The sequence below is a fragment of the Kribbella sancticallisti genome (genome assembly GCF_039530625.1).
GTDB lineage: Bacteria > Actinomycetota > Actinomycetes > Propionibacteriales > Kribbellaceae > Kribbella > Kribbella sancticallisti.
Genome location: NZ_BAAAOS010000048.1, coordinates 75,955 through 101,207 on the forward strand (window position 1 = coordinate 75,955; position 25,253 = coordinate 101,207).

Here is a 25,253-nt window from a genome sequence, read left to right on the forward strand (position 1 = left end):
CTGCCGGGGTCTGTCCACCGGTCGGGGGACAGCCGGTCCGCCATCCGGCGCTCCCCGGGCCGGTGCCGGGAACGGGAAGGTTGAGCCATGACGCAGACAGACGATGCGGTGCGGGTCCGGGGACTCGTGAAGCGCTATCCGGGCAAGGTCGCCGTGGCCGGGGTCGATCTCGACATCCACCGCGGCGAGGTGTTCGCCCTGCTCGGCCCGAACGGCGCCGGCAAGACCACGACCACGGAGGTGCTGGAGGGGTACCGCCGTGCGGACGAGGGCGAGATCAGCGTCCTCGGGGTCGACCCCGGCAAGGGCGACCGGGTCTGGCGCAGCCGGCTCGGGATCGTGGCGCAGACCTCCCGGGACGAGGCGGAACTGACCGTCGCCGAACTCGTCAGCCACTACGCCGGCTACTACCCCGCGCCGCGCGACGCGGACGAGGTGATCGCCTCGGTTGGGCTGGAGGAGAAGCGAAGGACCCGGACCCGCAAGCTGTCCGGCGGCCAGCGGCGCCGCCTCGACGTCGCGCTCGGCGTCGTCGGCAACCCGGAACTGCTGTTCCTGGACGAGCCGACGACCGGGTTCGACCCCGAGGCCAGGCGCCAGTTCTGGACCCTGATCGAGAACCTGCGCACCGAGGGCACCACCGTCCTGCTCACCACCCACTACCTGGATGAGGCCGAGCACCTGGCCGACCGGGTCGGCGTGATCGCGGACGGCCGGATGATCGAGGTCGGGACCCCGGAAACCCTCGGCGGTCGCGGAGCCCGCACCGCGCGGGTGTCCTGGCTGGACGCCGACGGGGCGCACGAAGTACGGACTGATCGGCCGACCGCGGAGGTCGCGGCGCTGATGGCTCGGTTCGACGGTGAGGTACCAGAACTCGAGATCCGGCGGCCGAGTCTGGAAGACATCTATCTGGAACTGATCGCTTCTTTGGAAGGAGCCGTTCGATGAGCAGCGCCACCGCGCCGGTCCGCGAGGTCACCGCCAAGCCGCTGCCGTCGACGCTCACGGTCGGCCTGTCCAGGGTCGGGCTGGAGGTGAAGCAGTTCTTCCGCGAGAAGGAGCAACTGCTCTTCACGTTCTTCTTCCCGATCATCTTCCTGGCCATCTTCTCCGCCGTCTTCGGCGACTCCGACTTCGGCGACGGCGTCAACGCGGCCACCTACTTCACCCCCGGGATGATCGCCTCCGGCATCTTCCTGACCAGCTTCCAGTCGCTCGCGATCACCATCGCGATGGAACGCGACGAGGACCTACTGAAGCGGCTGCGCGGTACGCCGATGTCGCCGCAGTCCTACTTCATCGGCAAGATCGGGCTGGTCCTGGTCACCTCGGTCGCGCAGTTCGGGCTGCTGCTCGCGATCGCCGGGCTGCTGCTCGGGGTGGACATCCCGACCGCTCCGGAGAAGTGGCTGCACTTCCTGTGGATCTTCGTCCTCGGTACGGCGTCCGGCTCGGTGCTGGGGATCGCGTTCTCCGTCGTACCGAAGTCGGGTAAGGCGGCGTCCGCGGTCGTCACGCCGGTGGTCCTGCTGCTGCAGTTCATCTCCGGCGTGTACTTCGTGTACAGCAGCCTCCCGGCCTGGATGCGCGGTGTCGCAGAGATCTTCCCGCTGAAGTGGCTTGCGCAGGGGATGCGGTCGGTGTTCCTGCCGGAGGGCTACGAGGTGAACGAGCCTGGTGGGTCTTGGCAGTTGGGGCTCGGTGCTCTGGTGTTGTCGGCTTGGCTCGTGGTCGGGCTGGTCGTCGGGCAGCGGGTGTTCCGCTGGACCCGCCGGGATGCCGGCTGACCATGCTGGCGAGCGTGCGCCGCGGCTGGAGGAAGATGGTGGGCATGGAAGAAGCCAGCGGGAAGGTCGACGAGCCGGTCTGGGTTCGTACGCTGGTCGCCTGGCACGTCGTGTTCTGGACCCTGCTCGGCGTCATCGCCTCAGCCTCGCTGATCTCCCCCGACTTCAGTGCGCGGCAGCGGATCGTCTACCTGAGCCTGCTGGGCCTCCTCGGCCTCGGATACCAGTTCATCGCCAAGCCGGCGATGGTGTCGCGGCACGAACTGCCGTCCCACCTCTACCGGTTGCTGATGATCTGCTGCGTCGCCGGCGCGGTGGCGATCTACCCGCAGTCCACCTTCATCATGTTCATCGTCTCGCCACAGATCTGGCTGCTGAGCGACCGGATCCTCGACGCGGTGATCTTCAGCCTGCTGCTGATCACCGCGGTCGGGACAGCCCAACTGTGGCAGGCCGGCTTGACCATGGACGCGTTCTGGAACATCCTGCCGTGGATGCTCATCAGCCTGGTGGTGAGCCTGCTGCTCGGCATCTGGATCGACAAGGTGATCAACCAGAGCGAGCAACGCGCCGAACTGATCCACGAACTCCAGGCCACCCGCGACGAACTCGCCGCCGCGCACCACACGGCCGGGGTGATGGCCGAGCGCGAACGGATGGCCCGCGAAATCCACGACACCCTGGCGCAGGGCATGACCAGCATCGTGATGCTCGCCCAGACCGGCGCCGTCGAGCTCGCCCGCGGTACTGCGGAACCGGTCGCCGCCCGGCTGGCCGCGATCGAGGACACGGCTCGGGAGAATCTTGCCGAGGCACGTGCGCTCGTGGCGGCCTTCACCCCGGTGGCGCTGTCGGGCGCGACGCTGACCGAAGTACTGCGGCGGCAGGCTGAGCGGTTCGCGGCGGAGACGGGCGTCGACGTACAGGTCTCGCTTGACCTGCCGGACGACGAGGTGGCCGCGCTGCCGCAGGGTCAGCAGGTGGTGTTGCTGCGGGCGGCGCAGGAGTCGCTCGCCAACGTGCGCAAGCATGCGGGGGCTACTCGGGTGCTGATCACGCTCGGCATGTCGGCTGACGGGGTGGCGATCGAGATCAGCGATGACGGGTCCGGCTTCGAGCCGTTGGCCGCGGCTGCCGGGTTCGGTCTCGCGGCCATGCGGGGTCGGGTCGAAGAGTCCGGCGGGACTGTTCAGGTGGACACCGCGCCGGGTCGCGGTACTCGGGTTCAGGTACTCATCCCAGCGACAAATCGGGAGGCTTCGTGAAGGTACGGGTGCTGGTGGTCGACGATCACCCGGTGGTTCGGTCCGGCCTGATCGGGATGCTGGCCGTCACCGACGACATCAAGGTGGTTGGCGAGGCCGGCGACGGCGAGGAAGCACTCGCGCTGGTCGAGGCGACCCGCCCGGATGTCGTCCTGATGGACCTGCGGATGCCGCGACGAGACGGCGTCTCGGCGACCGGCGCCATCGTGTCGGGGTATCCGTCGACGAAGGTGCTGGTGCTGACGACGTACGACACGGACACCGACATCCTCCACGCCGTCGAAGCCGGCGCCGCGGGCTATCTGCTGAAGGACACCCCGCACGCCGATCTCCTGGACGGCATCCGCGCCGCCTCCCGCGGCGAAACCGTCCTAGCCCCACCGGTAGCCGCCCGCCTGATGTCCCGCCTCCGTACTCCGGCCGCACCCGCCGCGGCCCAGCCGTCCCCGCGCGAACTAGAGGTCCTGGCCGCGGTCGCCCGCGGCCTGAGCAACGCCGAAATCGGCCGAGAACTCTTCATCGGCGAGGCCACCGTCAAAACCCACCTACAACGCCTCTTCACCAAGCTGGACGTAGACGACCGCACCCGAGCAGTGACAGTTGCCATAGAGCGAGGCCTACTACCGTCGCCCCGCCGCTGAGCTACCTGCCGCGGTCGGAGTCCTGGGCGGGTCCAGAGGTGCGCTGCCGCAGGTCGCGCTCCGCGCCGTCCGTCTGGACGCGCTGAGCCGACCGCGGGGTCGGGTTCATCGCGGCGCGGGCTGCCATCGCCAGGTCGACGCTTTCCTGCGCCGCGGCGTTCGCGGTCGGTTCGGCGTCTTCGAGGCCCGACCGCAGACCGCGCAGTCCGCCGCGGACATCCATCACGCCTTCGTCGACACCCCGGCTCGCTCGGCGGATCGCGTCAGCGGCCTCCTCGCGGTCGTGGACGCGGTCCGGCTGGTTGCGCAGCCGGTTGAGATCGACGCTGGTCTCCTCGAGCCGCTCACCGGCCCGGTCGGTGCCCCGCCCGGCGTCCTGGATGACCTCGGCGAGAGAGTCCAGCCGTCCCCGCAACAGCATCGTCGCCTCGCCTCGCTGACCCGGCAACTGCTCGAGCTCGTCGAGGGTCTGCAGTCCGGCGTTGAGGGCGACAGAGGCCTTCCTCAACTCGCCGCGGACGTCCTCCAGCCCTTCGTGCCCCCGATTGATCCGCTGCCTGATCCCGTACGCGGCCTCCTGCGCGATCGCCATCTGCCGCTCCGGCAGTTCGGAGTCGTACATCCGGTTCGCCTGGGCGGACAGCTCTGAGATCTCGTCCTCGGTCCGGCGCAGCACGTTGTCGACGTCGTCGGCCGCCTCGGCCGCGAACGACAGCGCGGTACGGGCCGCGACCAGTGCGTTCGCGGTCCGGTCGGTCAGCTCGACGGCCGCCGCCTGCTCGGTCTCGACGCTCATCGCGGGGTGTCCTTCCGACCGGCCAGCTCGTCATCCTTCGCCAGCGCCTGCCGCAGTGAGGCACCGACAGCCCGGATCTCGGCGCGCGCGGCGCGCAGGTTCGGGTCCGGCACCTGCTCGTCCGGCAGTCCGGGCATCGGCTCCGTCGGTTGATCTGGCACGGTCGGCACTCCCTTGTCGATGACGCTGAACAGTCGCACACGAGCGTAGACGGCCCGGAGTTCACCGGCGTTCCCGCCTGTTTCCTACTTCAGCCGCGCCGGCGCGCCGCCGCACGCAGTACGGGTGGTCAGGTGGGCTCGACCTGGTTGGGGACGGCGCCGCCGTAGCGGCGGTCGCGTTGGGCGTAGAGCTCGATCGCGCGCCAGAGGTCGCGGCGGTCGAAGTCGGGCCAGAGGGTGTCGAGGAAGACCATCTCCGCGTACGCCAACTGCCAGACCAGGAAGTTGGAGGTGCGCTGCTCCCCCGAGGACCGGACGAACAGATCGACCGGCGGGATGTCGGGCGCGTACAGATGCCGCGCGATCGTCTTCTCGGTGATCCGGTCCGGGTTGAGCTTGCCCGCGGCAACCTCCGCGGCGATAGACCGCATCGCGTCGGCGATCTCCGCCTGGCCGCCGTAGTTCACGCAGAACTGCAACGTGATGGTGTCGTTGTCCTTAGTCCGTTCCTGGGCGTCCTCGAGTTCGGAGATCACGCTCTTCCACAACCGCGGCCGCCGCCCGGACCAGACCACCCGCACCCCCATCGCGTCGAGTTCGTCGCGGCGGCGGTGGATCACGTCCCGGTTGAACCCCATCAGGAACCGGACCTCTTCCGGCGACCGGGCCCAGTTCTCGGTGGAGAACGCATAGGCCGAGATGTACTTCACCCCGATCTCGATCCCACCCTTGATCACGTCCAGCAGCGAGGCCTCCCCCGCCTTGTGCCCCTCGGTCCGCGGCAGATTCCGGGCCTTGGCCCAGCGCCCGTTCCCATCCATCACGATCGCCACATGCCGAGGCACCAACTCAGCCGGAATCCCCGGCGGCCGAGCCCCCGACGGATGCGGCTCAGGAGCAACCACTTCCCCGCGCCGAACCCGCTCCACCCGACCCCGACGACGACCAATAGGCGACATACCCCAGATCCTTTCAAACCGCGTTCGCCCACCAGGCTCTAGGGGCAGGGACGAGGCGCGGGAGTGGCTTGAACACCGGCAGAGACGTTGTCCGGGGCTCCCGGTCAGGCCTCGGGGGTGAGATTCAGTTGGGGGTTTTCGGTCGTTAGGTCTAGATGTGGGAGGGAGCGGAGTTGGCGGTCCAGGTGCCAGGCTACGAAGGCGGAGACCAGGCCGGCGGCTTCTCGGCGGGTGCGGGGGTCGGTGCGTTCCGCGGTGGGCCAGTCGCCGGTTAGGAGGGCTGCCAGGAGGACGACAGTGGCGGGGGCGGGCATGGCGCAGGCGGGTGGGCGGCAGGTGGTGCAGACCATGCCGCCGGCGGCGGGGTTGAAGGCTCGGTGGGGGCCTGGTTCGCCGCACTTGGCGCAGTCCTCGAAGGAGGGGGCGTAGCCGGAGATCGCCAGGGAGCGTAGGAGGAAGGAGTCGAGGACGAGGCCGGGCGGGCGTTCGCCGGTGGAGAGGACTCGGAGGGCGCCGGCCAGGAGGAGGTGTTGCGGGGTGGCGGGCTCTTTTTCCTCTACTACGAGGCGGTCGGCCGTTTCCAGGAGCACGGTGCCGGTGGTGTAGCGGGCGTAGTCGCCGACGATGCCTTCGCCGTACGCCGAGATCGACTCGGCCTGGGTGACCACGTCGAGGGTCCGGCCGGTCGCGAGTTGCAGGTCGACGTAGCTGAAGGGTTCGAGCCGGGCGCCGAAGCGGGACGACGTACGGCGTACTCCCTTGGCGACCGCGCGGATCTTGCCGTGGCTGCGGGTCAGGAGCGTGGCGATGCGGTCGGCTTCGCCCAGTTTCTGGGTCCGGAGCACGATCGCCTCGTCACGGTAGAGCGGCATCCACCCATTCTCTCAGGTCCGCGCCAGGTACTCGGCGAGGCTGATCGGTGGGCGCCCGGTGAGGTCCTCCACGGCGCTGCTGACGCCGCTGAGTTCCCCGCTCGCGATCGCCGCGTACGACGTGACCCAGCCGGCCACCTCCCACGACGGCGCGCCGAAGCACTCCCGGGACCGGTACGCCTCGTCCAGCGTCTCCGCCTCGTACCGCACGGGCCGGCCCAGGGTCCGACCGAGCAACGCGGCCGCCTCCGCCAGGGTGAACGCGGACGGCCCGGTGAGGTCGTACGTCATCCCCGAATGCTCCCTCGACACGAGCACCCGGGCGGCCACCTCGGCGACGTCATCGCGCGCGACCGCCGCCACGGACCCGTCACCGGCCGGTCCGCGCAGCACCCCGTCCTCGCCGACGAAGCCGGGGACGAAGTCGAGATAGAGGTTGTCCCGCAGGAAGGTGAAATCCACTCCGGTCCCGCGGATGTGCTGCTCGGTGTGCCAGTGGTCGCGGGCGAAGGTGAAGGTCGCCGCGGGCGAGGCGCCGACGAACGACGTGTACACGATCCGCCGTACGCCGGCCGCCACCGCGGCGTCAACCGTTGCCTTATGCAAGGAAACCCGATCGGCGGATTCCGTGGCACTGAGCATCAACAGGGTGTCCACCTCGTCGAGCGCGTCCAGCAGCGCCGCCTGCTCCCCGTACGCCGCCCGCGCCACCTCCGCGCCCGGCAACTCCGGCGCACGCTGCGGGTCTCGCACAACCAGCCGCTGCCGTACACCGGACTCCGCCAGCCGCCGCGCGATCCGCGAACCCAGCTTTCCCGTGGACCCGGTGACTGCGATCAGGCCGGCCGGTACGCCCGGCAGCCCCGATCCCGGTCCGGCATCCGGCTCCACGGAGTACGTCATCGGCCCACCATCTCCATCCCGCCCGCGTTGTACCGATCCCCCGCGACAGCGTCGGCCGGGAACGCCGCATCCAGCTCGGCGAGATCCTCGGCCGTCAACGTCACGTCCACCGCGCCCAGGTTCTGCTCCAGATAGGTACGCCGCTTCGTCCCCGGGATCGGCGCGATGTCATTGCCCTGGGCAAGCAGCCAGGCGAGCGCCAGCTGACTCGGCAGCACCCCCTTCGACTCGGCCAGCGAACGGACCTTCGCCACCAGGTCCAGGTTGCGCTGGAAGTTCTCCCCGCTGAACCGCGGCATCCCGCGGCGCATGTCGTCGGCCGGGAAGTCGTCCGGCGAGGTGATCTGCCCGGTCAGGAATCCCCGTCCCAGCGGGCTGAACGGCACGAACCCGACCCCGAGTTCCCGCAGCGTCGGCAGTACGCCGGTCTCCGGGTCGCGGGTCCACAGCGACCACTCGCTCTGCACCGCACTGATCGGATGTACCGCGTGCGCCGCGCGAACCGTGTCGCCGGACACCTCGGACAGCCCGAGATACCGCACCTTTCCGGCCTCGACCGCCTCCGCCATCGCCCCGACGGTCTCCTCGATCGGCACCTGCGGATCCCGCCGGTGCAGGTACCACAGGTCGACGTGGTCGACGCCGAGCCGGCGCAACGAGGCGTCGATGGCGCTCCGGGCATACTCCGGGCTCCCGTTCACGCCGCTCGGCAGCGACTGGCCCGCGGCCGGGCTCTGGAAGCCGAACTTGGTCGCCAGCACCACCTCGTCCCGGCGCCCGGCCAGGGCCCGCCCGACGAGTTCCTCGTTCGCGCCGTCGCCGTACACGTCGGCGGTGTCGATGAAGGTGCAGCCGGCATCGATCGCGGCGTGCACGGTCGCGATCGACTCGTCGTCGTCGCCGCGGACGCCATAGGACTGTGACATCCCCATGCAGCCGAGTCCGAGGCTGGAAACGGTCAGTTCTCCGAGCTGGGATTTACGCATACCCCGAACCTACCGCCACACCGCGAGCGCTGTAGCGCAGGTGGGGCGTCTACAGACCCTGATAGCTCGGGGCGGCCGGTGCGCCGTCTTCGAGGAGGGTCGCGAGGAGATGCGGGCGCGAGCGCGGCGAGAAGACGTCAGGTCCCCGGTGGGACTGGAGCTCGGCGAGGGTTCCCAGCGGAACCGCTGGGAACCGAAGCGGGCGTTGACTTTCCGCATCGGGGTGTTCGACTCGGCCGTCCACGGGTGCAGGAGTTTCTGCGTGGACCGGTGCCAAACAGACGCGGGGTCCACCCGCCACTCGAACAGCAGCGGATGGACCCCGAAAAATGCGTCAGCGAGTCGCGCGGTTGATCGCCGAGACGACCGCCTTCAGCGAGGCGGTGAGGATGTTCGCGTCGCGGCCGACACCCCAGTACACGTCGTCGCCGACCTCGCACTCGACGTACGCCGCGGCCAGGGCGTCACCGCCGGCCGAGAGCGCGTGCTCGTGGTAGTCCAGCACCCGTACGTCGTACTTCAGCGGCTTGATCGCGTCCACGAAGGCCGAGACCGGGCCGTTGCCCTCGCCGACCAGTTCGTGCGGTACGCCGTGGGAGTACACCTGGACGCGCAGTGTGTCGTTCTGGCCCTCGCTCGACGACGAGTTCACCGTCAGCAGCGACAGCGGGCCGGGCTCCAGGTACTCGGCGGAGAAGATGTCCCACATCTGCTGGGGGCCGACCTCGCCGCCCTCGGAGTCGGTGTGCTGCTGGATCACCCGGCTGAACTCGATCTGCAGCCGGCGCGGCAGGTCGAGCCGGTGCTCCGACTTCATGATGTAGGCGACGCCGCCCTTGCCGGACTGCGAGTTGACCCGGATGACCGCCTCGTACGACCGGCCGACGTCCTTCGGGTCGATCGGCAGGTACGGCGCCTCCCAGGCGATCTCGCCGACCGGGCGGCCCTCGGCCGCGGCCTGCTTGTCCAGCGCCTCCAGACCCTTCTTGATCGCGTCCTGGTGGGAGCCGGAGAAGGCGGTGTAGACCAGGTCGCCGGCGTACGGCTGGCGCTCCGGGACCCGCATCTGGGTGCAGTACTCGACCGTGCGGCGGATCTCGTCGATGTCGGAGAAGTCGATCTGCGGGTCGATGCCCTGGCTGAACAGGTTCATGCCCAGCGTGACCAGGTCGACGTTGCCGGTGCGCTCGCCGTGGCCGAACAGGCAGCCCTCGACCCGGTCCGCCCCCGCCATCAGGGCCAGCTCGGTCGCGGCGACCGCACTACCGCGGTCGTTGTGCGGGTGCAGGCTGATGGTGGAGTGCTCGCGCCGGGTCAGGTTGCGGCTGAACCACTCGATCTGGTCGGCGTACACGTTGGGCGTCGACATCTCGACGGTGGCCGGCAGGTTCAGGATGATCTCGCGGCCCTCGGCGGGCTGCCAGACGTCGCTGACCGCCTCACACACCTCGAGCGCGAACTCCAGTTCGGTGCCGGTGAAGATCTCCGGGCTGTACTGGTAGCCGAACTCGCAGTCGCCCAGCATCTCGTCGGCGTACTTCATCACGGTCTCGGTGCCGCGGACCGCGATGTTGCGGCACTCGGCCTTGTCGACGTTGAAGACGACCCGGCGGAACAGCGGCGCGGTCGCGTTGTAGAGGTGGATCGTCGCCTTCGGCGAGCCCTGCAGCGACTGCACGGTCCGCTCGATCAGCTCCTCGCGCGCCTGGGTCAGCACCGAGATGGTGACGTCGTCGGGGATCGCGTCGCCCTCGATCAGGCTGCGGACGAAGTCGAAGTCGTACTGGCTGGCGCTCGGGAAGCCGACCTCGATCTCCTTGTAGCCCATCCGTACCAGCAGGTCGAACATCCGCCGCTTGCGGGCCGGGGACATCGGCTCGACCAGCGCCTGGTTGCCGTCACGCAGGTCGGTGGAGAGCCAGCGCGGGGTCCGGTCGACGGACTTGGCCGGCCAGGTCCGGTCGGGCAGCGCGATCGGCGGGAACGCGCTGTAGCGCCCGATCGGCATACCGGAGGGTTGCTGGACGGGCTGAGGCTGGTTCTTCGGTGCCATGATGCGGGTTCTCCTCGCGGGAAAGGGTGTACTGCGGTGGTCGAGTTCGACCGGCGCAGTGCGACCGGAGTACGGCGAGACTCCGCGGCGAGGGAACCGGCCTACGTCAGGCCTCGCCGCGGCAGCGAAGGAGGAGAATCTGGTGCCGCATGATGTCAAGGAGTCTAAGCACAACCCGATCCGGAGGTCGAACCGGGGGTCTCGACCCGTGAGATACGGAGCGTGACGAGTTGCCTTCAAGCTTGGTTGAATTTCTAAGCTCTCAGACATGAGCGAATCCCTGCAGGACCGGGTCGGCAGCCGCGGACTCGGCGTTCTCGTCACTCTCAAGCGCGACGGCCGCCCGCAGCTGTCCAACGTCAGTTACACCTACGACGCCGCCCGCAAGCTGGTCCGGGTCTCACTCACCGACGGCCGCGCCAAGACCGCCAACCTGCGGCGCGATCCGCGGGCGAGCCTCTACGTGAACGGCCCGGGCGGCGGTACGTACGTCGTGCTCGAGGGCAAGGCGGAGCTCAGCGCGGTGGCAACGGATCCGCACGACGAGGTGGTCGAGGAACTCATCGACCTGTATCGGCACGCGGCCGGCAAGGAACACCCCGACTGGGACGACTACCGCCGGGCCATGGTCGACGATCACCGATTGGTCTTCTCGATGACCGTCGACCACGCCTACGGGATGCCGACGCCCTGAGTCAGCGCAGGTCGAACCGGTCGAGCTCCATCACCTTCACCCAGGCCGCGACGAAGTCCCGGACGAACTTGTCCTGCGCGTCCTGGCTCGCGTAAACCTCCGACAGTCCCCGCAGTTGCGAGTTGGAGCCGAAGACCAGGTCGACAGCAGTCGCCGTACCCCTGACCTCACCGGTCCCGACGTCGCGGATGTCGAAGACGTTTTCCTCCGACTCCGAAGCCCGCCATTCGGTGCCCGCGGCAAGCAGGTTCACGAAGAAGTCGTTGGTCAGGGCGTCGGACCGGTCGGTGAAGACGCCGTGCCGGGTCCGGCCGAAGTTGGCGCCGAGGGCGCGCAGGCCGCCGACCAGGACGGTCATCTCCGGTGCCGTCAGGCTCAGCATGTAGGCCCGGTCCAGCAGCAGTGTCTCCGGTGGGAGCTTCTCCCCCGCCTGCAGATAGTTGCGGAAGCCGTCGGCCCTCGGCTCGAGCATGCCGAACGACTCGACGTCGGTCTCCTCCTGTGACGCGTCCGTCCGGCCCGGGTGGAAAGCGACGGTGACGTCCTGCCCGGCGTTGCGCGCCGCCTGCTCCACGGCCGCGGAGCCGCCGAGCACGATCAGGTCAGCCAGCGACACACGCTTCCCGCCGGTCTGTGCGGCGTTGAAGTCCTGCTGGATCTGCTCGAGCGCCTGCAGCACCTTCGCCAGCTCGGCCGGCTCGTTGACCTCCCAGCCGCGCTGCGGCTCCAGCCGGATCCGCGCCCCGTTGGCACCTCCACGCTTGTCGGTGGTGCGGAAACTGGCCGCGGACGCCCAGGCCGTGGAGACCAACTGCGAGACCGACAGGCCAGAGGCGAGAATCTTGTCCTTCAGCGCCGCGACGTCCTGGTCGTCGATCAGCTCGTGGTCGACGGCCGGGACCGGGTCCTGCCACAGCTGAGGCTCCGGAACCCACGGACCGAGGTACCGCGAGACCGGGCCCATGTCACGGTGCAGCAGCTTGTACCAGGCCTTGGCGAAGGCCAGCGCGAACTCGTCCGGGTGCTCGAAGAACCGCCGCGAGATCCGCTCGTACTCCGGGTCGACGCGCAGCGCCAGGTCCGTCGTCAGCATCGTCGGGCGGTGCTTCCGGGCCGGGTCGTACGCGTCCGGCACGTTCTCCTCGGCGTCCGTCGCCACCCACTGGTGGGCACCGGCCGGGCTCCGGGTGAGCTCCCACTCGTGGCCGAAGAGGTTCTCGAAGAAGCCGTTGCTCCACTGCGTCGGCGTACTGGTCCAGGTCACCTCGAGACCACTGGTGATGGTGTCGGCGCCCTTGCCCGTGTTGAAGCTGCTCTTCCAGCCGAGACCCTGCCCTTCGAGCGGGCAGCCCTCGGGCTCGGGGCCGACGTGGTCCGCGGGTCCGGCGCCGTGGGTCTTGCCGAACGAGTGACCGCCGGCGATCAGGGCGACGGTCTCCTCGTCGTTCATCGCCATCCGGCGGAACGTCTCGCGGATGTCGCGCGCCGCGGCGACCGGGTCGGGGTTGCCGTTCGGGCCCTCGGGGTTGACGTAGATCAGGCCCATCTGGACGGCTCCCAGGGGCCCGGACAGGGCCCGGTCGCCGCTGTAGCGCTCGTCACCGAGCCAGGCGTCCTCCGGACCCCAGAAGATCTCCTCCGGCTCCCAGACGTCCTCGCGCCCGAAGCCGAACCCGAAGGTCTGGAAGCCCATGTCCTCCAGCGCGACGTTGCCGGCCAGCACCAGCAGGTCGGCCCACGAGATCTTCCGGCCGTACTTCTGCTTCACCGGCCACAGCAGCCGGCGGGCCTTGTCGAGGTTGGCGTTGTCCGGCCAGCTGTTCAGCGGCGCGAACCGCTGGGCGCCGTCGCCGGCGCCACCGCGGCCGTCCTCGATCCGGTAGGTGCCGGCCGAGTGCCAGCTCATCCGGATGAAGAGCGGTCCGTAGTGGCCGAAGTCGGAGGGCCACCAGTCCTGGGACGTCCGCATCACCTGGACGATGTCCGACTTGAGCTCGTCGACGTCGAGCTTGGCGAACTCGGCCGCGTAGTCGTAGTCGGGGTCCATCGGGTTGGACCGCGTCGCGTGCGGGTGCAGGACCGACAGGTCGAGCTGGTTGGGCCACCAGTCCTTGTTGGTTCTCGGCCGGCCGACCTTGGCGGTCGGGGCGTCGATCGCGGGATTCTCGCTCTCGCTGCCGTGGTGGGACACGGCGGGCGTCTCGGACATGCTCAACCTTTCGGTGCAGAGGGTGGATCAGGAACCGGCGGCGGTACAGGAGGGGCATAGGCCCCAGAAGACGACCTCGGCCTCATCGACGGAGAAGCCGTTCTGGTGGGACGGCGACAGGCACGGAGCCTCGCCGACGGCGCAGTCCACGTCGACGATGACGCCGCAGGACCGGCACACCAGGTGGTGGTGGTTGTCCCCCACCCGGGCCTCGTAGCGGGCCACCGTTCCGGCCGGCTGGATGCGCCGCAACAGACCTGCGTCGGTGAGCGCGCGCAGTACGTCGTAGACGGCCTGGTGGGACACGTCAGGCAGGTCCCGGCGGGCCGCCTGGATGATCGAATCGGTGTCGGCGTGCGGATGCGCGTGTACGGCGTGCAGCACCGCCACCCGCGGCCGGGTGACGCGGAGCGCCGCACTCCGCAGCAACTGCTGGAGGTCAGACTCGGTGGCCACCTTTCGCAGTCTTGTGTTTTGCCTGGAACCAGTCAAGATTTCGGCCCCCGTCCGGCGCGTCTGGGGTGGCCGGCCGGCGGGGAACATGGTCACCGGGCATAAATCACTCGCGGTGATCGGCCCTCCGGGTGGACTCTGGCGTCGTGGACATCATCAGGGTTTCCCCCGACGACGACGCCGGCTGCGCGGACGCAGTGGCACTGATCACCGCCACCCACGCGGTGGACTGCCCTGCTGCCCTGGTCTCAACGCCCCTCGGCTATGCGGCTCACCTCCGCCACGGCTGGGACGGCGACCCGGGCCGCAGCTACCTGGCGCGCGAGGCGGACGGGTCCCTGGTGGGTCTGCTCCACCTCCAGGCACCGACGTACGACAACACCAACCTGGCCTGGGTCAATGTCGAGGTCCATCCGGACCACCGCGGCCGTGGCATCGGCAGCGAACTGATCCGGTACGGCGAGCAGGTGGCCGCCGAGCTCGGCCGGAACTCGATCGGCACCGACACCTGGGACCTGCCGAAGGCGGACTCGTTCGTCAAGCGGCACGGGTTCGAGCAGAAGGCGGTCGAGGTGAACCGCCGCCAGGACATCGCGAACCTGGACTGGGCCGCCGTGCAGAAGCTGAACGACGAGGCGGAGCAGGCGTCGCAGGCCTACGAGCTGATCAGGATCTCCGGGAAGCTCCCGGACGAACTGCTCGACGGCATGGTCGCGGTGACCGCCTCGATCAACGACGCGCCCAAGGACGACCTGGACATCGAGGACGACCTGTTCACCCCGGAGCGGCTACGCGCGTACGAGACCGCTCAGGAGGCGCACGATCGGAGCCTGTACCGGGTGATCGCGCGGGAGCGGAGTACCGGGGAGCTGGCGGGGCACTCGACCATCACGGTCGAGCGGGAACGCCCGCACATCGCCGAGCAGGCCGACACCGCCGTCTCCCGCGCCCACCGGGGCCATCGCCTCGGCGCGCTCGTCAAGACGGGCATGCTGCTCTGGATGCGCGAGGCCGAGCCGGCCGTGACCCAGCTGGACACCTGGAACGCGGAGTCCAACGACCACATGATCGCCATCAACGAACAGCTCAACTACCACATCGTGGCCCGCGTCCTCGCCTACCAGAAGGCGCTCTAGACCTTCTCGATGACGGTGACGGACATCTGGTTGGTGACGGTGAAACCCAGGCTGTCGTAGAGGCGGATGGCAGTGGCGTTGGTGCCTCCGGCGTGCAGGAACGGGCGGGCGCCGGCCTGGTGGATGCCTGCGGCAACCGCACGGATCAGCCGGGTGCCCAGGCCTTGGCCCCGATGGTCCGGGTGGGTGCAGACGGCACTGATCTCGATGTAGCCGGGCGGGCGCAGGCGCTCGCCGCCCATCGCGATCAGCTCGCCGTCGCGGCGGAGGCCGAGGTAGCGGCCGAACTCGATGGTGCGGGGGCGGAACGGGCCTGGTTCGGTGAGGAGCGTCAGGGCGAGCATCTCCGGGACGTCCTCCGGGCCGAGCACAACCGCCTCGGGGTCGTCGGCACCGAAGGACTCGGGAGCCACGAACTGGATGAGGTCGAATCGGCGGTCGACTGTGAAGGTGTCCGGGATCGGCAGGTCGGGGCGCATCAACGCGACGCTCTGGCCGGCATCGAGCATCGCGGCCGCGTCGGCCCAGTCCTGGTCGGTCACGTCGTCCGGCAGGCCGAGGAACGGGCCGACCTCCTGGGGATAGAGCCGGACGCGCCCGCGGGTCTCAGCCAGACCGGCATGCGCGGCCGACAGGGCGTAGTACGCGGGATTGGTCAGTACTCCGCCCCTGGTGGAGGTCGGCGGCACTAGAACCCCAGTTTGCGCAGGTGCTTGGCGTCGGTCTGCCAGTTCTTGGCGATCTTGACGTGCAGGTCGAGGTAGACCGGCGTACCGAGCAGGGCCTCGATCTGGCGGCGCGCGTTCGCGCCGACCTCGCGCAGCCGGGCGCCCTTGTGGCCGATCACGATGCCCTTCTGGCTGTCCCGCTCCAGGAAGATGTTGGCGTAGATGTCGAGCAGCGGCTTGTCCTCCGGCCGGCCCTCGCGCAGGCCCATCTCGTCGATGGTGACCGCGATCGAGTGCGGCAACTCGTCCCGGACGCCTTCGAGCGCGGCCTCGCGGATCAGTTCGCCGACCAGGATCTCCTCGGGCTCGTCGGTCACGTCTCCGTCGGGGTAGAGCGGCTGGCCGACCGGCAGGAACTTCACCAGTTCGTCGGCGACCACCTCCACCTGGTAGCCCGACGTCGCCGAGACCGGGACGACCGACGCCCACTCGATCCCGACGGACTCGCCCAGTTTCTGGATCTCCGCCAGGTGCTCGACCATCCGCTCCGGCGCGACCAGGTCGGCCTTGGTCGCCAGCGCCACCTTCGGGGTCTTGGCGACCTTCGCGGCCTCGGTCACCAGGAACCGGTCGCCCGGGCCGATCTTGTCGCTGGCCGGCAGGCAGATCCCGATCACGTCGACCTCGGCCCAGGTGGTCTTGACGACGTCGTTCAGCCGCTCACCGAGCAGGGTGCGCGGCTTGTGCAGCCCCGGGGTGTCGACCAGGATCAGCTGCGCGTCGGGGCGGTGCACGATGCCCCGGACCGCGTGCCGGGTGGTCTGCGGCTTCGACGAGGTGATCACGATCTTCTGCCCGACCAGGGCGTTCGTGAGCGTGGACTTGCCCGCGTTCGGCCGGCCGACGAAACAGGCGAAGCCGGACTTGAACTCGGCGATCACGTTCTCAGGTGTGGTCGACATCACGAACCTCTCCGTTGCCGTTGGCAACGACTACCGGAAGAGCGGCACCGCCGAAGTGGCGGACCACCTCGACATCGACCTGCTCGCTGTCGGTGACCACCGCGGCGGCCTCGATCCCCTTCACCCCTGACGATACGGCCATCGCCACCGCCAACTGCAGGGCGGACAGCAGGACGGTGTCCAGTTGCACCGTGCAGGCGGCGTACGTACGGCCGTCGGTGTCCCGTACGGCGGCGCCTTCGGCGGCGCGGGTGCGGGCCCGGGCGGCCCGGGCCAGGGTGACGAGCTTGGCGTCCTCGGCCGTGAGGTCGGCAGACAAAGATGGCTCCATAGGGTCGAGGGTGGTCAGGCGGTCTGGTGACTGCTGTCCTGCGGCTGGTCGACGGGCTCGGCACGCCGGACCAGCACAGTACCGACCTGGTTGCGCCGACCGGACGGCCGCTCCGCGGTCAGGGACAGCCCGAGTCCCTCGATCTCGACCTCGGCGCCCGGGATCGGCACCTTGCCGAGCAGCTTGGCCATCAGCCCGCCGACCGTGTCGACGTCGTCGTCGTCCAGCGGCAGGCCGAACAGTTCGCCGAGTTCGTCGATCGGGAACCGGCTGGAGACCCGGTAGGCGCCGTCGGACAACGCCTGCACCGATTCCGGCGCCTCGTCGTACTCGTCGGTGATCTCGCCGACGATCTCCTCCAGGATGTCCTCGATGGTGACCAGGCCGGCGGTGCCGCCGTACTCGTCGACGACGATCGCGACGTGCATCCGGGCCGCCTGCATCTCGCGCAGCAGTTCGTCCACCGGCTTGGAGTCGGGGATGTACATGCACGGCCGCATCACCGACTCGACCCGCTCGGTCGACTCGGCCGAGGCGTTGTCGTAGACCCGGCGCATCACGTCCTTGAGGTAGACGACGCCGACGATGTCGTCCAGCGACTCGCCCACCACCGGGATCCGCGAGTAGCCGCTGCGCAGTGCCAGCGAGGTGAGCTGGCGCAGCTTCTTGTGCCGCTCGATGTAGACCATGTCGGTCCGCGGCACCATCACCTCGCGGACGATGGTGTCGCCGAGTTCGAAGACGGAGTGGATCATCTGCCGCTCGCCGGACTCGATCACCGACGACTTCTCGGCCAGGTCGACCAGCGCCCGCAGCTCGGCCTCGGTCGCGAACGGGCCGGCCGCGAAGCCCTTGCCAGGTGTCAGCGCGTTGCCGATCAGGATCAGCAGCTTCGGCAGCGGCCCGAGCACGCTGGTCAGCGCCATGATCGGCCCGGCCGACAGGATCGCGAACCGGTCCGAGTGCTGCCGGCCCAGGGTGCGGGGCGCGACGCCGATGATCACGTAGGAGACCACCACCATCACCACGGAGGTGACCAGGATGTGCTGCCAGGTGACCTCGAAGGCGGTCGACAACGCCTGGGTGACCAGCACGATCGCGGTGATCTCGAAGATCAGCCGGACCAGCAGCAGGGTGTTCAGGTATCGCGGGGCGTCCGACAGCAGCTCGCGCAGCTTCACCGCCCGGACGTTGCCCTGCTCGACCTGCTCGTTCGCCCGGACCTTCGAGTACGCCGACAACGCCGCCTCGGCACCGGCGAACAAGCCGGCCAGCAGAACGAGCACTGCAGCCACAACCAGCAGAACGCCGTCGTGGTAGCTCACTGGAACGTCACTCCTGTCCGAGCCGGTTTCCCGGGGCTCGCCATGCTTCCAGAAGACGCCCCTGCACGTCCCACATCTCCGCCTTCTCGGCGGGTTCGGCGTGGTCGTAGCCGAGCAGGTGCAGGATGCCGTGCACTGTCAGCAGCTCGAGCTCGGCCCAGGTCCCGTGACCGGCCTTCGCGCCCTGCGCGGCCGCGACCGTCGGGCACAGCGCGATGTCGCCGAGATGTCCCAGCGGCAGGTCGGCGTCGTCGCCGGAGTCGTTGCTCCCCGGGCGCAGCTCGTCCATCGGCCACGACATCACGTCGGTCGGGCCCGGCAGGTCCAGGAACTCGACGTGGTAGCGGGCCATGGTGTCCTCGTCGACCAGCTTGATCGACAGCTCGCATTCCGGGTGCAGGCGCAGCGACGACATCACGAAACGACTCAGCCGCATCAGTCCGTTCGCGTCGATCTCCACGCCGGACTCGTTGTTGACCTCTACGTTCATCTGTTCGGCTCAGCCCTGAATCCGTCGCTGCCTTCGTAGTTCTCGTACGCGGACACGATCCGGCCGACCAGTTTGTGCCGGACGACGTCGTGCGAGGTCAGCCGGCAGAAGGCCAGGTCCCGGACACCTTCGAGGATGTCCTGGACGACCCGCAGGCCGGAACTCGTGCCGGTCGGCAGGTCCACCTGGGTGACGTCGCCGGTGACGACCATCTTGGAGCCGAAGCCGAGCCGGGTGAGGAACATCTTCATCTGCTCCGGCGAGGTGTTCTGGGCCTCGTCCAGGATGATGTAGGCGTCGTTCAGGGTCCGGCCGCGCATGTAGGCCAGCGGCGCGATCTCGATCGTGCCGGCCGTCATCAGCCGCGGGATCGACTCCGGGTCGAGCATGTCGTGCAGCGCGTCGTAGAGCGGCCGCAGGTACGGGTCGATCTTCTCCGACAGGGTGCCGGGCAGGAAGCCGAGCCGCTCGCCGGCCTCGACGGCCGGCCGGGTCAGGATGATCCGGTTGACCTCTTTGGCCTGCAGCGCCTGGACCGCCTTCGCGACGGCCAGGTACGTCTTGCCGGTACCGGCGGGGCCGATGCCGAAGACGATCGTGTTCTTGTCGATCGCGTCGACGTAGCGCTTCTGGTTCAGCGTCTTCGGCCGGATCGTGCGGCCGCGGCTGGACAGGATGTTCTGGGTCAGCACGTCGGCCGGGCTCTCGACCGTCTCGGCCTTGATCATCGCGATGCTGCGCTCGACCGAGTCCGCGGTCAGGCCGTGGCCGGTCCGGACGACGGCGATCAGTTCGTCGATCAGCCGCTCGGACAGGGCCAGTTCGGCCGGCTCCCCGGTCATGGTGATCTCGTTGCCGCGGACCATGATGTCGGCGGCGAACTCCTTCTCGATGATGCGGAGGAACTCGTCCCGGGCTCCGAGCAGCGCCACCATGTTGATGCTGTTGGGTACAACGATCTTGTGGGTGGCTTTGGGTGCGCCGGTGCTACCAGCGCGCGTCGCATCCGGGTGCGACGGCTCGATACTGCGTGGCCTGGACAGCCTTTCCTCCTTCAGCGGGGTGTTCGTGTCCGACCATGCTAGCCGCCCGCCCCGACAGCCTCACCCGATAAAACCCCGATCAGTCCCGGTTGTGGCTCTGACCTGCGCTTTTACCGCGTACTCCGGCGTCCCGGCCGGCGGGTGCCGCCGCCCGCTCCAGGGTGAGGCGGCGGTCACGCTCCGCCGCCCACTCGCGGCTCGGGGTGACGTGGACCGTGACGCCCGCGGCGGTTGCCCGCAGCATCGGCTCGAGGGCCGCCCGCAGCGTCCGCCCGGCTTGCTCCGGGTCCTGGCCGAACCGGGTCTCGTGCGCCTTGAGCATCCGGTACGTCGCCTCCACCGCCGCCCGGGTGGTTCCTGACTCCACCGGCGGCCGGTCGAACTCGTCCCAGTGGGTGTTCCTGCCGTCGTCGATACCGAGGACGTGGGCCGGGGTGAAGACGTGTAGCGACAGCACCGGCGCCGTCGGATCGCCTTCGTAGACGGAGTCCTCGCGCCACGCGTGCGCCCCGGAGTAGCTGTCCTGCAAGGCGTGCGCGGCCGCGCCGAGATGCCGGAACTCGTCGCCACCGCGAGCTGATCCGGCCGTCGGACCCGGCCAGGCTCCGGAACAGCCGCTCCACCGCCGCGTGGGTGATCTCCCGATGACCGGACCACTGCTGGTTGCCGTGCTGTTTCATCGGTTCTCTCCGAATGGTTGTCAACCTGGAACCCAGCCTTCGCGTCTTCGGTACGTGGCACAACCGGCCGTGGTGTACGAAGAGTGCGTGGCACATGAGTCCTCGTGGGATGCGGACGAGGCGCTGACGGCTGTCTACACGGCGCACTACACGTCGTTGGTCCGCCTCGGCGCCATGCTGTTGCGTGACAGCGGCGCGGCGGAGGAGATCGTGCAGGACGCCTTCGTGGCGATGCACGGCCGCTGGAACCGGCTGCGCGATCCGCACAAGGCCCTGGCCTACCTGCGGACGACGGTGGTGAACCGGTGCCGGTCCCGGCAGCGGCATCTGGTCGTGGTGGACAAGCACCTGCCGAGGACGTTGCCGGACGAGCCGAGCGCGGAGCAGGCTGTACTGCGTACGGCGGAGACCGACCGGGTGATCGAGGCGATGCGCACCCTGCCGGAGAAACAACGCACCGTGATGGTGCTGCGGTACTACGGGGACCTGTCCGAGGCGGAGATCGCCGACACGATGGGAATCAGCCGTGGGTCCGTGAAGAGTCACGCCGCGCGAGCGACCAAGTCGCTGCGCCAGGTCCTGGAGCAGAGGGCATGAACGAGCGCAGCGAGTTCATCATCAAGCACAGCACGACTTGCGCCTCATCCGTGCCCGGAGCGAAGCGAGGACGGGGATGAGTGAGCATCCGGACGACCGGTTCGACGAGTTGATCCGTCGTGCCCTGGCCGACGAGGCCGACAAGATCGAGTCGGCCGGCGGGCTGCACGAGATCCAGGCCCGGGTCCGCGACCAGCGCCGCCCGGTCTCCCGCCGCCCGTGGGTGCTGACGGCCGGCGCCGCCGCGATCGGCACCGCCGCCGCCATCGGGGCGTTCGCCATGCTCAACGACACCACCAAGAACGCCGACGAGCCCATCGTGGCCGGCCCGGCCGACACCGCCAGTGCGACCCCGCAGCCGAGCGCGAAGGCCAGCACCGCGCCCCCCACGGCGAAGACGGCCCCGAGCGTGGCCCCGAGCGCGTCGAGTACTTCGAGCGCCTCCGCGCCCAAGACCCGCGCGATCCCGGAGCCGACGGTGAAGGACAAAGCCGTCCCGGTCTACTGGGTCGGCAAGACGGTCGGCAACGAGACCGGCGCCGGCATCCGCCTGTTCCGCACCTACAGCAGAATCTCCGGCAGCCCCACCCTCGAGGCGGTCCGGCTACTCACCAGCGGCCGCGCCGACGACCCCGACTACTACACCTTGTGGCAGGGTGCCGCGGTCAGTTCGGTGACCCGTGCCGACGGCGTAGTGACCGTGGACTTCAAGGCCCTGCCGAAGAATCGGCTCGACTCCGGCACCGCGGCGATGGCGATCCAGCAACTCGTCTACACCGTGCAGGGCGTGCTCGGCGACTCCGGCCAGAAGGTCCTGGTGACGGAGCAGGGCCGATCCGGGGCCACCCTGTTCGGCCAGACCAGCACCCGCGACCCCTTCAGCCGAGCCCAGGCCCTCGACGTCCAGGCGCTGGTGTGGATCAACTCGCCCGCCAACGAGCAGGTCCTCAGATCCCCGGTCAAGGTCAGTGGCCAGGCCGCGGCCTTCGAGGCCCAGGTGGACTGGAAGGCGACGAACCTGAAGACCAAGCAGGTCGTCAAGGGCTACACATCGACCGCGGAAGGCCAGAAGTTCTCGCAATACGCCTTCACTGCCGACCTCGGTCCGGGCCAGTGGCAGCTCGAGGCCTACCTGTCCTCCGGCGAGGACGGCAGCGCCACCAACACGGACTCCAAGGTCATCTACGTGAAGTGAAGGCGCGCTAGGACCAGCGCGAGCGGCCCAGGAGTACTGCGGCTGCGGCGACGCCGGCGGTTGAGGTGCGGAGGACGGTGTCGCCGAGTCGGACTGGTTCGGCGGTGAAGGCGTCCAGTTCGGCGGGGGCGATGCCGCCTTCGGGGCCGACGACGATCACCACGTCGCCCTCGGCCGGCACGGTGAGGGAGGCGAGCGGGACCGTCGCCTCCTCGTGCAGGACGACGGCGAGGGCGGCATCCGCGAGGAGCTTGCTCACCTCAGCGGTCGAGGCGATCGGCGCGACCTCGCAGAACCAGGACCGGCGCGACTGCTTGCTGGCCTCGAAGGCCCAGGCCTGCCACTTCGTCAGCGTCTTCGCCACCCGCTCCGGGTTGGCGCGGAACTGGCTTCGCTCCGCGTTCCACGGGACCACCAGGTCGACACCGACCTCGGTCAGCATCTCGACCGCGAGTTCGGCCCGCTCCCCCTTCGGCAACGCCTGCACGACGATCAGCCGCGGGCTCGGCTGATCGACCTGCCCGCGGTGGTCGACCGCGACCGTCAGTCCCGCCTTCGAAGCAGCCGTGACCGGGCCTTCGGCGAAGGACCCGCGCCCGTCGGTCAGGCGGATCCGCTCGCCCGGACCGATCCGGCGGACGACGGCGGCGTGGCGTCCCTCGGCGCCGTCGAGCACCAGTTCCGGCCCGTCGAGGTCAGGCAGGTGAAAGACCGCGAGTCCCATCGCCCGGCAGCCTAGGTCGTTCTCAATGCGCACCGAAGGCGTCGCGCAAGCGCCCGAACACACCCTTGTGCGCCGCCTGGACCTGGCCCTGCGGACGCTCCTCGCCACGCGCCGCGGCGAGTTGCCGCAGCAGTGCGGACTGGGAGTCGTCGAGCTTGGTCGGGGTCTCGACGATCACCTGCACGATCAGGTCACCGCGACCCGCGTGCCGCAGCCGCGGCACACCCCGCGCGGTGAGCGTCATCGCCGTACCGGACTGCGTGCCCGGCCGGATCTCCAGCGGCGTGGTCTCGCCCTCGAGGGTCGGCAGGTCGATCGTGGTACCGAGCGCGGCCGCCGTCATCGGCAGCGTCACCGTGCAGTGCAGGTCGTCGCCGCTGCGGGTGAAGATCTCGTGCGGCTCGACCTCGATCTCGACGTACAGGTCGCCGGCCGGGCCGCCGCCGGGGCCGACCTCGCCCTGGCCGGACAACTGCACCCGGGTGCCGCTGTCGACGCCGCCGGGGATCTTGACGGTGACGGTGCGGCGGGAGCGGACCCGGCCGTCGCCGGCGCACTCGACGCACGGGTTCGGGATGGTGGTGCCGAAGCCGCGGCAGTTCGGGCACGGCCGCATCGTCCGGACCTCACCGAGGAACGACCGCTGGGTGTGGGTGACCTCGCCGCGACCGTGGCAGATCTCGCAGGTGACCGGCTCGGAGCCGGCCGCCGCGCCCGATCCGGTACAGGTCGGGCAGACCACCGCGGTGTCGACCTTCAGCTCGCGGGTGGTCCCGAAGGCCGCCTCGGCGAGGTCGATCCGCAGCGGGATCAGGGCGTCCTGGCCGCGCCGGGTCCGGGGCCGCGGCCCGCGGGTGGCGCCGCCGGTCTGACCGAAGAAGGCGTCCATGATGTCGGTGAACGTGAACGCCTGGCCGAAGCCCGCGCCCGCGCCGCCGGGGGCGGTGGCGAAGGGGTCGCCGCCGAGATCGTGCATCTGCCGCTTCTGCGGGTCGCTCAGTACCTGGAACGCGCGGCCGATCTCCTGGAACTTGTGGTGCGCGTCCTCGGAGTCGTTGACGTCGGGGTGGTACTGGCGGGCGAGCTTGCGGTAGGCCTTCTTGATCTCGTCCGGTGAGGCGTCTCGGCTGACGCCCAGGACGGCGTAGTAATCGGTGCTCATACTCCAGACCAAATGTCGGTGGTAGTCGTCATGAGTCGGCCAGGATCTGGCTGACGTAACGCGCGACGGCGCGGACCGCGCCCATCGTGCTCGGATAGTCCATGTGGGTCGGGCCGACGATGCCGAGGGTGGCCAGCGCCTCCGACTTCGACCCGTACCCGGTCGCGACCACCGAGGTGGTGGCCAGTCCCTCGTACGGGTTCTCGTGCCCGATCCGGACCGTCAGGGTCTGCGGATGCGTCGCCTCGCCGAGCAGTTTGAGCAGGATCACGTGCTCCTCGAGCGCCTCCAGCACCGGCTTCACGTTGCGCTCGAAGTCGTCGCCGTAGCGGGTCAGGTTGGCGGCGCCGCCGACCGCGATCCGCTGCTCGCCCTCGTCGGTGAAAGCCTCCAGCAGCGTCGTCACGATCGCGGCCACCAGCGGCCGGTCGGACGGCGCGAAGGTCTCGGTGACGCTGGCCAGCGCGGTCGCCGCGTCGGTCAGCCGCTGCCCGGTGAGCGCGGTGTTCAGCCGGGACCGCAGGTCGGCGATCAGGTGCTCGTCGACGTCGTTGTGGGTCTCCACGATCCGCTGCTCGACCCGGCCCGCGCTGGTGATCAGGACCAGCAGCAGCCGCCGCGGCGTCATCGTGACCACCTCGACGTGCCGCACGCTCGACCTGGTCAGCGTCGGGTACTGCACGATCGCGACCTGCCGGGTGATCTGCGCGAGCAGCCGGACGGTACGCCGTACGACGTCGTCCAGGTCGACCGCGCCGGCCAGGAAGGAGGAGATCGCCTTCTTCTCGGCCGGTGACAGCGTCTTCACCGTGCTCAGTTTGTCAACGAACAGCCGGTACCCCGCGTCGGTCGGGATCCGGCCCGCGCTGGTGTGCGGCTGGGTGATGTACCCCTCCTCCTCCAGCGCGGCCATGTCGTTGCGCACCGTCGCCGGGGAGACGCCCAGGTTGTGCCGGTCGACCAGCGTCTTCGAGCCCACCGGCTCATGGGTCGCGACGTAGTCCTCGACGATGGCCCGGAGCACGTCCAGTTTGCGTTCGTCCAGCACGCACACCACCCTCTCTCCCACGTCGACGGGTTGGCACTCCCGAGTTTCGAGTGCCAGTCTACCGAGCCTGGGTAGGACCTACCGACGCGTAACGGCGTGGTACGGCTCTC

General features: G+C 69.4%; 27 protein-coding genes. 8 read left to right on the forward strand and 19 right to left on the reverse strand.

Features of this window, described 5'->3' with window-relative positions; translation table 11 throughout:
- The first annotated feature begins 87 nt into the window (after nt 1-87).
- From ABD255_RS29720 to ABD255_RS29735, 4 genes are read left to right on the forward strand one after another with little or no spacing between them, the layout of a single operon-like run.
- Nucleotides 88-951: an ABC transporter ATP-binding protein gene (locus ABD255_RS29720; RefSeq protein ID WP_344219807.1), complete on the forward strand. Its 864-nt coding sequence runs from the start codon at nt 88-90 to the stop codon at nt 949-951.
- Nucleotides 948-1,790 (forward strand): ABC transporter permease, encoded by an 843-nt coding sequence (locus tag ABD255_RS29725; protein WP_344219810.1) that lies wholly within the window; start codon nt 948-950, stop codon nt 1,788-1,790. The genes ABD255_RS29720 and ABD255_RS29725 overlap by 4 nt, the downstream gene beginning before the upstream one ends.
- A 44-nt stretch (nt 1,791-1,834) precedes the next feature.
- Complete coding sequence (locus tag ABD255_RS29730) at nt 1,835-3,055, forward strand: sensor histidine kinase (RefSeq protein ID WP_344219812.1); 1,221 nt, start codon at nt 1,835-1,837, stop codon at nt 3,053-3,055.
- Nucleotides 3,052-3,696 carry a response regulator gene (locus ABD255_RS29735; protein WP_344219814.1) on the forward strand — a complete coding sequence of 215 codons (645 nt, stop codon included), beginning with the start codon at nt 3,052-3,054 and terminating at the stop codon, nt 3,694-3,696. The genes ABD255_RS29730 and ABD255_RS29735 overlap by 4 nt, the downstream gene beginning before the upstream one ends.
- Before the next feature lies 1 nt (nt 3,697).
- On the opposite strand, the gene ABD255_RS29740 is transcribed toward ABD255_RS29735, so the two are convergent.
- From ABD255_RS29740 to leuA, 7 genes are all read right to left on the reverse strand, one after another.
- Nucleotides 3,698-4,492 carry a hypothetical protein gene (locus ABD255_RS29740; protein WP_344219815.1) on the reverse strand — a complete coding sequence of 265 codons (795 nt, stop codon included), beginning with the start codon at nt 4,490-4,492 and terminating at the stop codon, nt 3,698-3,700.
- On the reverse strand, nt 4,489-4,653 hold the full coding sequence (locus tag ABD255_RS29745; protein ID WP_344219816.1) for a hypothetical protein: 165 nt from the start codon (nt 4,651-4,653) through the stop codon (nt 4,489-4,491). The genes ABD255_RS29740 and ABD255_RS29745 overlap by 4 nt, the downstream gene beginning before the upstream one ends.
- A gap of 128 nt (nt 4,654-4,781) precedes the next feature.
- Entirely contained in the window at nt 4,782-5,612 is an 831-nt protein-coding gene (locus tag ABD255_RS29750; protein ID WP_344219818.1) for an isoprenyl transferase, read from the reverse strand.
- Between the two features lie 104 nt (nt 5,613-5,716).
- The gene (gene recO / locus ABD255_RS29755) at nt 5,717-6,484 is read right to left on the reverse strand and encodes a DNA repair protein RecO (RefSeq protein WP_344219820.1); all 768 of its coding nucleotides are present in this window, start codon (nt 6,482-6,484) and stop codon (nt 5,717-5,719) included.
- 12 nt (nt 6,485-6,496) lie between these two features.
- Nucleotides 6,497-7,387: an SDR family oxidoreductase gene (locus ABD255_RS29760; RefSeq protein ID WP_344219823.1), complete on the reverse strand. Its 891-nt coding sequence runs from the start codon at nt 7,385-7,387 to the stop codon at nt 6,497-6,499.
- On the reverse strand, nt 7,384-8,373 hold the full coding sequence (locus ABD255_RS29765) for an aldo/keto reductase (RefSeq protein WP_344219825.1): 990 nt from the start codon (nt 8,371-8,373) through the stop codon (nt 7,384-7,386). The genes ABD255_RS29760 and ABD255_RS29765 overlap by 4 nt, the downstream gene beginning before the upstream one ends.
- 334 nt (nt 8,374-8,707) lie before the next feature.
- Nucleotides 8,708-10,426: a 2-isopropylmalate synthase gene (gene leuA, locus ABD255_RS29770; protein WP_344219827.1), complete on the reverse strand. Its 1,719-nt coding sequence runs from the start codon at nt 10,424-10,426 to the stop codon at nt 8,708-8,710.
- Between the two features lie 268 nt (nt 10,427-10,694).
- On the opposite strand from leuA, the gene ABD255_RS29775 reads away from it, so the two are divergent.
- Nucleotides 10,695-11,120 carry a PPOX class F420-dependent oxidoreductase gene (locus tag ABD255_RS29775; RefSeq protein ID WP_344219829.1) on the forward strand — a complete coding sequence of 142 codons (426 nt, stop codon included), beginning with the start codon at nt 10,695-10,697 and terminating at the stop codon, nt 11,118-11,120.
- A 1-nt stretch (nt 11,121) separates the two neighbouring features.
- Here the strand turns inward: ABD255_RS29775 and katG are convergent, their stop codons facing one another.
- Nucleotides 11,122-13,329, reverse strand: a complete 2,208-nt coding sequence (gene katG, locus ABD255_RS29780) for a catalase/peroxidase HPI (RefSeq protein WP_344219831.1) — start codon at nt 13,327-13,329, stop codon at nt 11,122-11,124.
- Between the two features lie 27 nt (nt 13,330-13,356).
- Nucleotides 13,357-13,785 carry a Fur family transcriptional regulator gene (locus ABD255_RS29785; protein ID WP_344219833.1) on the reverse strand — a complete coding sequence of 143 codons (429 nt, stop codon included), beginning with the start codon at nt 13,783-13,785 and terminating at the stop codon, nt 13,357-13,359.
- 143 nt (nt 13,786-13,928) lie between these two features.
- On the opposite strand from ABD255_RS29785, the gene ABD255_RS29790 reads away from it, so the two are divergent.
- A complete protein-coding gene (locus tag ABD255_RS29790; protein ID WP_344219835.1) occupies nt 13,929-14,918 on the forward strand; it encodes a GNAT family N-acetyltransferase in 990 nt (329 codons plus the stop codon).
- Here the strand turns inward: ABD255_RS29790 and ABD255_RS29795 are convergent.
- The 7 genes from ABD255_RS29795 to ABD255_RS29825 all read right to left on the reverse strand — a co-directional run bounded on the left by ABD255_RS29795 (nt 14,915) and on the right by ABD255_RS29825 (nt 20,266).
- Nucleotides 14,915-15,607, reverse strand: a complete 693-nt coding sequence (locus ABD255_RS29795) for a GNAT family N-acetyltransferase (RefSeq protein ID WP_344219837.1) — start codon at nt 15,605-15,607, stop codon at nt 14,915-14,917. The genes ABD255_RS29790 and ABD255_RS29795 overlap by 4 nt on opposite strands.
- On the reverse strand, nt 15,607-16,548 hold the full coding sequence (gene era, locus ABD255_RS29800; RefSeq protein ID WP_344219839.1) for a GTPase Era: 942 nt from the start codon (nt 16,546-16,548) through the stop codon (nt 15,607-15,609). Before era ends, ABD255_RS29795 begins: the two co-directional genes overlap by 1 nt.
- A complete protein-coding gene (locus tag ABD255_RS29805; protein WP_344219841.1) occupies nt 16,532-16,867 on the reverse strand; it encodes a cytidine deaminase in 336 nt (111 codons plus the stop codon). Before ABD255_RS29805 ends, era begins: the two co-directional genes overlap by 17 nt.
- Nucleotides 16,868-16,893: 26 nt before the next feature.
- Nucleotides 16,894-18,204 carry a hemolysin family protein gene (locus ABD255_RS29810; RefSeq protein ID WP_344219843.1) on the reverse strand — a complete coding sequence of 437 codons (1,311 nt, stop codon included), beginning with the start codon at nt 18,202-18,204 and terminating at the stop codon, nt 16,894-16,896.
- Nucleotides 18,205-18,211: 7 nt separating this feature from the next.
- Complete coding sequence (gene ybeY, locus ABD255_RS29815; RefSeq protein WP_344219845.1) at nt 18,212-18,694, reverse strand: rRNA maturation RNase YbeY; 483 nt, start codon at nt 18,692-18,694, stop codon at nt 18,212-18,214.
- Nucleotides 18,691-19,629: a PhoH family protein gene (locus ABD255_RS29820; RefSeq protein WP_344219847.1), complete on the reverse strand. Its 939-nt coding sequence runs from the start codon at nt 19,627-19,629 to the stop codon at nt 18,691-18,693. The genes ybeY and ABD255_RS29820 overlap by 4 nt, the downstream gene beginning before the upstream one ends.
- A gap of 187 nt (nt 19,630-19,816) precedes the next feature.
- Entirely contained in the window at nt 19,817-20,266 is a 450-nt protein-coding gene (locus ABD255_RS29825; protein WP_344219849.1) for a hypothetical protein, read from the reverse strand.
- A 238-nt stretch (nt 20,267-20,504) separates the two neighbouring features.
- Here ABD255_RS29825 and ABD255_RS29830 point away from each other — a divergent pair, with 238 nt between their 5' ends.
- Nucleotides 20,505-21,014, forward strand: coding sequence for a SigE family RNA polymerase sigma factor (locus ABD255_RS29830; RefSeq protein WP_344219851.1), 510 nt, complete (start codon nt 20,505-20,507; stop codon nt 21,012-21,014).
- A gap of 76 nt (nt 21,015-21,090) precedes the next feature.
- Nucleotides 21,091-22,209: a Gmad2 immunoglobulin-like domain-containing protein gene (locus ABD255_RS29835; protein WP_344219854.1), complete on the forward strand. Its 1,119-nt coding sequence runs from the start codon at nt 21,091-21,093 to the stop codon at nt 22,207-22,209.
- 7 nt (nt 22,210-22,216) lie between these two features.
- Here the strand turns inward: ABD255_RS29835 and ABD255_RS29840 are convergent, their stop codons facing one another.
- Genes ABD255_RS29840 through hrcA form a run of 3 tightly spaced genes read right to left on the reverse strand, consistent with a single transcriptional unit; the run spans nt 22,217 to nt 25,143 of the window.
- The gene (locus ABD255_RS29840; RefSeq protein ID WP_344219856.1) at nt 22,217-22,933 is read right to left on the reverse strand and encodes a 16S rRNA (uracil(1498)-N(3))-methyltransferase; all 717 of its coding nucleotides are present in this window, start codon (nt 22,931-22,933) and stop codon (nt 22,217-22,219) included.
- Nucleotides 22,934-22,955: 22 nt separating this feature from the next.
- Nucleotides 22,956-24,095 carry a molecular chaperone DnaJ gene (gene dnaJ, locus ABD255_RS29845; protein ID WP_344219859.1) on the reverse strand — a complete coding sequence of 380 codons (1,140 nt, stop codon included), beginning with the start codon at nt 24,093-24,095 and terminating at the stop codon, nt 22,956-22,958.
- A gap of 28 nt (nt 24,096-24,123) precedes the next feature.
- Nucleotides 24,124-25,143, reverse strand: a complete 1,020-nt coding sequence (gene hrcA, locus ABD255_RS29850) for a heat-inducible transcriptional repressor HrcA (protein WP_344219861.1) — start codon at nt 25,141-25,143, stop codon at nt 24,124-24,126.
- Between the last annotated feature and the right edge of the window lie 110 nt (nt 25,144-25,253).

Coding starts and splice junctions, on each gene's coding strand:
- ABD255_RS29720 (WP_344219807.1), top strand. CDS start 88: ATGACGCAGACAGACGATGCGGTGCGGGTCCGGGGACTCGTGAAGCGC.
- ABD255_RS29725 (WP_344219810.1), top strand. CDS start 948: ATGAGCAGCGCCACCGCGCCGGTCCGCGAGGTCACCGCCAAGCCGCTG.
- ABD255_RS29730 (WP_344219812.1), top strand. CDS start 1,835: ATGGAAGAAGCCAGCGGGAAGGTCGACGAGCCGGTCTGGGTTCGTACG.
- ABD255_RS29740 (WP_344219815.1), bottom strand. CDS start 4,492: ATGAGCGTCGAGACCGAGCAGGCGGCGGCCGTCGAGCTGACCGACCGG.
- ABD255_RS29750 (WP_344219818.1), bottom strand. CDS start 5,612: ATGTCGCCTATTGGTCGTCGTCGGGGTCGGGTGGAGCGGGTTCGGCGC.
- recO (WP_344219820.1), bottom strand. CDS start 6,484: ATGCCGCTCTACCGTGACGAGGCGATCGTGCTCCGGACCCAGAAACTG.
- ABD255_RS29760 (WP_344219823.1), bottom strand. CDS start 7,387: ATGACGTACTCCGTGGAGCCGGATGCCGGACCGGGATCGGGGCTGCCG.
- ABD255_RS29765 (WP_344219825.1), bottom strand. CDS start 8,373: ATGCGTAAATCCCAGCTCGGAGAACTGACCGTTTCCAGCCTCGGACTC.
- leuA (WP_344219827.1), bottom strand. CDS start 10,426: ATGGCACCGAAGAACCAGCCTCAGCCCGTCCAGCAACCCTCCGGTATG.
- ABD255_RS29775 (WP_344219829.1), top strand. CDS start 10,695: ATGAGCGAATCCCTGCAGGACCGGGTCGGCAGCCGCGGACTCGGCGTT.
- katG (WP_344219831.1), bottom strand. CDS start 13,329: ATGTCCGAGACGCCCGCCGTGTCCCACCACGGCAGCGAGAGCGAGAAT.
- era (WP_344219839.1), bottom strand. CDS start 16,548: ATGTCGACCACACCTGAGAACGTGATCGCCGAGTTCAAGTCCGGCTTC.
- ybeY (WP_344219845.1), bottom strand. CDS start 18,694: ATGAACGTAGAGGTCAACAACGAGTCCGGCGTGGAGATCGACGCGAAC.
- ABD255_RS29820 (WP_344219847.1), bottom strand. CDS start 19,629: ATGGTGGCGCTGCTCGGAGCCCGGGACGAGTTCCTCCGCATCATCGAG.
- ABD255_RS29835 (WP_344219854.1), top strand. CDS start 21,091: ATGAGTGAGCATCCGGACGACCGGTTCGACGAGTTGATCCGTCGTGCC.
- ABD255_RS29840 (WP_344219856.1), bottom strand. CDS start 22,933: ATGGGACTCGCGGTCTTTCACCTGCCTGACCTCGACGGGCCGGAACTG.
- dnaJ (WP_344219859.1), bottom strand. CDS start 24,095: ATGAGCACCGATTACTACGCCGTCCTGGGCGTCAGCCGAGACGCCTCA.